We start from the raw sequence: 6,593 nt of genomic DNA on the forward strand, positions 1-6,593 counted from the left end.
CATGAACCTTGATAACGCCCCAGAATCAGTAAAAAAACAATATGAAGAATTGGTTTGGTTGATGGATAAAAATCCTAAAAGTTATAGTGTTCCTGCAACTGATGCTGCGAAGGTTTTAGGAATGGATGTTGAGTGTCTTAAAGCGGCAGCATACCAAGGTAGGTGTCCGTTTGCTATTGGTGGAGATAAAGGTGAATTAACAAATCGCTTCACAAAAATACCTAAGCTGGCACTGTGGAATTTTTTTAATCAGTCTTATACATTCAGATAAGAAAGGGCGAAGTGAAAATGAGTAGTACTTACGCTGATTTTATGCAGGACCAAAGTGATGATGTAAAAACTGATCGTATTCGTGATGACATAGCAATCGCGCTTACAGATGAGCAATATTCCAATCTTAAACTGAAAGCTTATAAAGCTGGCTTTAAAAACCCAGGAGATTTTATTCAATCGTTTGTTGCGGATCTAACAGGATGGTGTTCCAATGGCAGTGATGAATGTGATCTGGCGGGTCAATGGTATGAACGGGCATATGGAATGAGTGAATTTTATTATTTCTTCCACTATTTTCTTTACAATTACGACTATGATTTAGAGTCGATGTCTGAAATGCTGGAGAATGATGAGTATTTTAATGAATTTTATGATGAGTACTTAGAGGAAGCCTATGGCAAGGATGTTCAAAGCAAAGAGGAATGTGTTCAGTTATTAAAAGAAATTGTTGAATGTGGCATCGAATTATAAGTGAAGTGAGAATTTAAATGAAGATAAACTATTTTGAATTATCGGAAGGGATTCATCAGATGAAATGTACCAAAATTGAGTTTCTTCATTGGCCGGAATCACAAGATCGGGAGAAGTACATGTATTGAAGCGAATTCGCTTATTTCCAATATTTCAAGCAAAGAAGTGAAACTGTTATTAAAAGAAATTGGTGGTGCTACTGGGATCAATTGTAGTTGTCGATCAGGAATCATTTTTATAACTTCATCAATCGTTTGAAAAGGCAATAACAGTAGTCAGCGATAATAACAGACATCTATAAAAAAAGACCTTTTAAAAAGAATGATCTCATTTTGAAATTAATACATAAACCGACTCCATGCTGCGCATTCTTTTTATGGAAAAGAATATCGGTATTCATCTGGGTTCGAGTCCCAGCTTTTCCACCAGTACGATAGTTAAAAACTATCAGGTGATCATTGACAAAGATATAGAATGAATTGCGACTTCATTCTATATTATATCACGTATCATGGAGATCCAAAGATCCCTTCGGTCGATGAGGCTAAGCGCCGAAACGGAATAGATTCATCTGTTTTGCTAAAATATTCTCGTGGTAGAGAATAAGCGCAATGACACGGGGAGATTTGGCTATGCAGCGCTTAATGGTGCCGGCTTATGTAGCGGGATTTAGTTCTGTCCATCCCTAACCAGGAGAATTTCATGGTATGCCCTCGATTGGGGAAGCGATGTCAAATGCAATCAAATAAAAAAATCCCGGACAGGATTTAATAATCCTGTCCGGTCATTATACCCGATTTCAACTGAAATAAACAACGAATTTATTCATTGTCAGCAATTTTTCATCAGATCTTTAGCATATGCTAAAGATTTCCGTCATACCCAAAGAAAATGAATAATCAATTTGCCTTTTTCCAAGGGTGCATTGATTTTTTATTTTTATTAAACAGAAAGGGGAAAATGATGGAATATTTGACTGAGTATGATTTAAATGCTATTGATAATAATACGTTTAGAGTGCCACGTTTTCTATTCAGTGGTTCTTATCAGAAGATCAGTGCTGATAGTAAACTACTGTTTGCACTGATGATGGAACGCCAGTCAACGGCCTTAGACGAGTTGGGTAAAGAATCTGGATATTCGCTGACGCTTATGAAAAAATGCGTAAAAGAATTAACAAAAGCTGGGTTAATCCAGGTTCAGGATCCTTTGATACTGATAACGCAAATGCGGAGGATTCTATGAATTATTTTACGATGTATGATGCAGACCAGTTTGCATTCATTAGAGTACCTAAAGAATTAATGACTAATCCGGAGTATAAAACTCTGTCTGCAGAAAGCAAGCTGCTTTATGGGGTACTGTTAGACCGGGTAAGTTTATCCAGAAAGAATAACTGGGTTGATGAATTGGGGCGGGTATTCATTATCTACACCCGTAAAGAAATAATGGAAATTATGGGTGCTGCGGATAAGAAAATCACCCGACTCTTCAATGAATTGAAAGAAAAAAGTCTCGTTGAGGAAAAACGACAGGGATTACAAAAACCAAATTTAATTTATGTTGGTAAGTTTCTTGAGAATATGATGGTAAATAATAGAGCTCCCACAGAGTTGGATGTGATGCATTATAAGTGCGATTTGTTACAGAACCGTCAAAACAACGATTCTGGACACGTCAAAATAACGATTCCGGAACCGTCAAAACAACGACTAAATAATACTAATATAAATAATACTGATATAAGTAAGACTGAGATTCTATTCAGTCAGTCAAACTATGTCTCGGTTAAAAATGAGTTAAACATGAAAGATGGATTGACGGAATTTGAAAAGATTGATTTCTATTTTGAAACGAAAGTGTTTTCGGAGAATAGAGAATCACAAGTCAATGATCAAATTATCGATGATATTAAAATGAACTTATTGGACATGTATTTTGCGCCTGCAACTGTGGTCAATGGCGACAGTAAATGCCAGGAGTTAGTGAGAGCAGCACTAATGCGTCTGGAGCCAACTCATATTGACAATATTATTCATAAATTTAAAAATATCACGGATCGAATTGTAAATTCAAAAGCATACATTCAAACCATGCTTTACAATGAATCACTGGAAACGAACCTGTTTATGGTTAACCAAGTGGCCATTGATATTGCTGACTGGAAGGATTAGTAGAACCTATGAAGATGACGCATATAGAGGAGTTGATCAAGATGGGAGGAGCAGATTTTGACTAGTGGTAATGAAAACTTAAAGCGGTCAACGCGAAAGAATGTTATAATATAGTTTCTATCGTTGAGGTTTAGTATTAATATCAAAATGAGGTGGAGAATGAAGCCAATAAACGGTTATTTAATGAGTCGAGATAAAAAAATTGCCCAAATCGTCAATGACGACCTTGTTCCCATTGAATCAGGTCTTCTGCCTTTATATTTACAGCGAAATGGTAGCTTAGTTGAGTGGCTGGAAAGCCGGGCCATCGATCGGCACCGGACTAATTCACGATTGTTAAAACGGGTTTTGAGATTGACCAGTGCTGATGATGCGGAAGTTACCATGCGAGTCAATGGATTAACGATCACCGATACTTACTGGATCAAAATGGATGAAGAAACAGGCTTAGATTATAATCAGGTTCGCTTTAGTCAGAATTACTTTGATAATTTAGCATTGTTGGGAGATCCGGACAGCTTTAATCAGGTGAACCGGCCTGAAATCATAAATAGTCGTACACCGGAACTGACAAATATTGGTTCGTTTGAAAAGTGCTGGCGTCTGGAAAATGGTCAATGGTGGTTATATAAGCTGGGTAATCAACTTGAAGTATTTTCTGAATTGTTTATTCATGAATTAGGAAACTTAATGGGATTTAGTATGGCATACTGTGAAGCCTGGGACAAAGGAATTAAGAGCCGGGATTTCACAAATGGGGCAAAGTTGAACTATGAACCGGCAAGAAGTCTTGTTGGCGACGAGGTCGACTATGGATTTAACTACAATCGAATTAAGGAACTGAATGCGGCCATGGCCAGAGAATACCTGGATATTCTGTTTATAGATACAATTTGTTTTAATATGGATCGTCATACTGAAAATTATGGATTTCTAAGAGATCCTGAAACTGGAGTATTCTTAAGTATGGCGCCAAATTTTGATAATAATATTGCACTAATCAGTAAAGGTTATCCATCAGATATTGAAAGAAAGAATGATCTGTTTATTCACGATTTTCTTGAATTGTTTGATGAAATAACAGAGAGCTATCATATCCCGGTTCTCAATGAAGATCTGATTCGCCTGGCAATACTTAATACAAATATAGAGGTGAATGCAGACTATATCGTGAAATTTATACTAAACGGCTATAACCAGTTGACCGATCGTTTTCGTCAGAGAGCAAAATAGCAATTGGCTAGAATAAGAAACTGAGACTTTTACTCAAAGTGTTTTACATAAAATTAATAACGAACTTTTTCCACCCGGTGGACGAAGTAAATAGAGATTCGAAAGGGTCTCTTTTTTTTATAAAATTTTGGAGGATATTAATGGAAAAGAAATGTACGACAATTGCAATTGTTAATCAAAAAGGCGGTGTCGGAAAAACTACTTCGACCTATAACCTGGGATGGGAATTAGGTAAATTAGGGAAAAAGGTGTTGCTTGTCGATCTGGACTCCCAGGGTAACTTGACTATGCAATCGGGGGTGCAAAGACCGGATGAACTGAGAATGACCATATCGACATTGATGACAAAATCAATTTATGATGAAGAACTTCCTGCTAAAGAAGAAGTCATCTTGCATAAAGAATTGGTTGATCTTCTCCCTTCGAATATTGAGTTATCGAATGTGGAAATTCAGCTGGTGAACGCAACCATGAGAGAGTTTGTGCTCAAAGGAATTCTTGATGAGTATAAAACCGACTATGATTATGTGCTTATTGACTGTATGCCATCACTGCTTATGCTTCCGATCAATGCCTTGGCAGCAGCAGATCTGGTTGTGATACCCGTTGCTCCAGAGTTTTGGGCAGTTAAAGGGATCGAAGCATTATTTAATACGATTAAAACAGTTAAGAAAAAACACATCAATCGGAAATTGGTGATTGGCGGAATTTTGATTACAAAGTATACGCCAAAACTAAAATCAACCAAAGAGATGGAAAATATTATTATGGATGTGTTTGGTGAACGGATCCACGTATATGATTCTAAAATACCATCATTATCCAAAGTAGCTGATGCTGGGAAGTTATCTCTTAGTGTCAGAGAATTGCACGATAAATTTACAATCAAAAGAGAAAAGGAAAGCATTATCAAAGCGGTTGAAGCTTATGAGAGTTTAGCAAAAGAATTAGTTGAAAATTAACAAAGCAGGTGAAAGTAGTGGAGAATCAAAAAAATTACGATAGTATGTTTAATCTTGATGACGACGAGGATAGCTGTCTGGTCATGATTGAAACAGATCGTTTGATTGGATTTGGTGATCATATTTTTGCACCTTATTCGGAAGTGGATATGTTAGAACTGACGAAAAGTATAGAGTTAAGAGGGCTTCTGACACCTATTATTATTAGAGATCACCCCACTGAAACTGGGATGTTTGAAATATTGGCTGGACACAACCGGGTCAATGCTTGTAAGCGCCTGGGAATCGGAAAGATCCATGCCAGGATTATGGAGAACATCTCGGAAGATGAATCTAAACTAATTGTAATAGAAACGAATCTGATGCAGCGTAATATTGAAGACTTCAAATTATCTGATCGGGCCAGAATTATCACGGAGTGGCATAAACTAATGAAAAAACAGGGACTAAGAACGGATCTATTAAAAGAAAATACCGAAGACCATCACAGTGAGAAGGATGAGGAAAAACCATTTCACTTGGGAAAATCTCAAATATGTAATTATGTCAGAATAAATGATTTTCTATTTAGTGATTTAAGGGACTTAATGGATTTAGGTAAACTATCGATCAAGTCCTCAGTCGAATTAAGTTATCTTGAGGAAGCTGATCAGGAACTGATTTGGGATTTGATTAATGATGGCATTAGAATCACAGATTCAAAAGCTAAGGCAATAAAAAAACTTTCCCTGGATGAAGGATTAACGAAAGAATCGCTGGAACGGTTATTGCGCCAGAAAGATAATGAAAAAAAGAAACTACTCAAAATTCCAACGATTCTTTTAAAAAAGTATTTTGGGAACAAAGGAGAAGCTGAGATTATTGATATTCTGGAATTAGCCTTATCAAAATATTTTGAAAATAGTGAAAAGTAAGTCACTATCACGACGCACATACCTTAAATTACTTCTTCCGCTTGGTGGAAGAAGTAATTTCGGAGGAATTTTACAAGGAGGATTATGGTATTTATATCATATACAAAATGATGGCGAATTTAATTTGGGAAAAAGAATCAGGTGAAAAGCACTATGAAGACGATTTGGTGAAATATGTCTGTTATGGTTGTGATAAAGAATTTATCGTTGGCAAGCACTTCGCTGAAACGTCCGATCAGTTACGTTGTCCGTACTGTGGACAGATAAGAGACCTAGATGTAAAAGCTGAAGTTACAGGAGAATGGCTGGAAGAGCTGGAGCTGGGATGCTTTGGAATCAGTTATACAATTGATAATAATGGAAATCATGTCACTCATCCACTCGAACTTTTTGAGAAAGAAGTCTTTTATAATCGGCAGAATATGACGGATGATGAAATCAATAAGCGCTATATTCAATTAGTGCAACAAATTAATTGAAATGAACTGGGATAAGCAGATACTTCGGGTTTTCCCAAAGAAAACCAGTTACACGCCTGAAGATCCCCTGACCTATTATCCGGATGG

The 6,593-nt window shown here is 36.7% G+C and carries 8 protein-coding genes; all 8 read left to right on the plus strand.

The window, feature by feature from the left end:
* Position 1 precedes the first annotated feature (1 nt).
* Positions 2 to 271: a hypothetical protein gene (locus tag Q7J41_RS13110; RefSeq protein ID WP_026394492.1), complete on the plus strand. Its 270-nt coding sequence runs from the start codon at positions 2 to 4 to the stop codon at positions 269 to 271.
* Between the two features lie 17 nt (positions 272 to 288).
* A complete protein-coding gene (locus Q7J41_RS13115) occupies positions 289 to 744 on the plus strand; it encodes a hypothetical protein (RefSeq protein WP_304888816.1) in 456 nt (151 codons plus the stop codon).
* 960 nt (positions 745 to 1,704) lie between these two features.
* The gene (locus Q7J41_RS13120; protein WP_304888818.1) at positions 1,705 to 1,989 is read left to right on the plus strand and encodes a hypothetical protein; all 285 of its coding nucleotides are present in this window, start codon (positions 1,705 to 1,707) and stop codon (positions 1,987 to 1,989) included.
* A complete protein-coding gene (locus tag Q7J41_RS13125; RefSeq protein WP_026394489.1) occupies positions 1,986 to 2,918 on the plus strand; it encodes a replication initiator protein A in 933 nt (310 codons plus the stop codon). The genes Q7J41_RS13120 and Q7J41_RS13125 overlap by 4 nt, the downstream gene beginning before the upstream one ends.
* Before the next feature lie 159 nt (positions 2,919 to 3,077).
* A complete protein-coding gene (locus tag Q7J41_RS13130) occupies positions 3,078 to 4,151 on the plus strand; it encodes a hypothetical protein (RefSeq protein ID WP_304888821.1) in 1,074 nt (357 codons plus the stop codon).
* 140 nt (positions 4,152 to 4,291) lie between these two features.
* Complete coding sequence (locus Q7J41_RS13135) at positions 4,292 to 5,113, plus strand: ParA family protein (protein WP_304888822.1); 822 nt, start codon at positions 4,292 to 4,294, stop codon at positions 5,111 to 5,113.
* 83 nt (positions 5,114 to 5,196) lie between these two features.
* The gene (locus Q7J41_RS13140) at positions 5,197 to 6,027 is read left to right on the plus strand and encodes a ParB/RepB/Spo0J family partition protein (RefSeq protein ID WP_304888823.1); all 831 of its coding nucleotides are present in this window, start codon (positions 5,197 to 5,199) and stop codon (positions 6,025 to 6,027) included.
* 44 nt (positions 6,028 to 6,071) lie between these two features.
* Positions 6,072 to 6,506: a hypothetical protein gene (locus tag Q7J41_RS13145; protein ID WP_156913230.1), complete on the plus strand. Its 435-nt coding sequence runs from the start codon at positions 6,072 to 6,074 to the stop codon at positions 6,504 to 6,506.
* Positions 6,507 to 6,593 lie beyond the last annotated feature (87 nt).

It is taken from the genome of Acetobacterium sp. (assembly GCF_030652775.1).
GTDB lineage: Bacteria > Bacillota > Clostridia > Eubacteriales > Eubacteriaceae > Acetobacterium.

What these genes read in the sequence shown, in the direction of transcription:
- Q7J41_RS13110 (WP_026394492.1), top strand. Translation starts at nt 2, where the DNA reads ATGAACCTTGATAACGCCCCAGAATCAGTAAAAAAACAATATGAAGAA.
- Q7J41_RS13120 (WP_304888818.1), top strand. Translation starts at nt 1,705, where the DNA reads ATGATGGAATATTTGACTGAGTATGATTTAAATGCTATTGATAATAAT.
- Q7J41_RS13130 (WP_304888821.1), top strand. Translation starts at nt 3,078, where the DNA reads ATGAAGCCAATAAACGGTTATTTAATGAGTCGAGATAAAAAAATTGCC.
- Q7J41_RS13115 (WP_304888816.1), top strand. Translation starts at nt 289, where the DNA reads ATGAGTAGTACTTACGCTGATTTTATGCAGGACCAAAGTGATGATGTA.
- Q7J41_RS13140 (WP_304888823.1), top strand. Translation starts at nt 5,197, where the DNA reads ATGATTGAAACAGATCGTTTGATTGGATTTGGTGATCATATTTTTGCA.
- Q7J41_RS13135 (WP_304888822.1), top strand. Translation starts at nt 4,292, where the DNA reads ATGGAAAAGAAATGTACGACAATTGCAATTGTTAATCAAAAAGGCGGT.
- Q7J41_RS13125 (WP_026394489.1), top strand. Translation starts at nt 1,986, where the DNA reads ATGAATTATTTTACGATGTATGATGCAGACCAGTTTGCATTCATTAGA.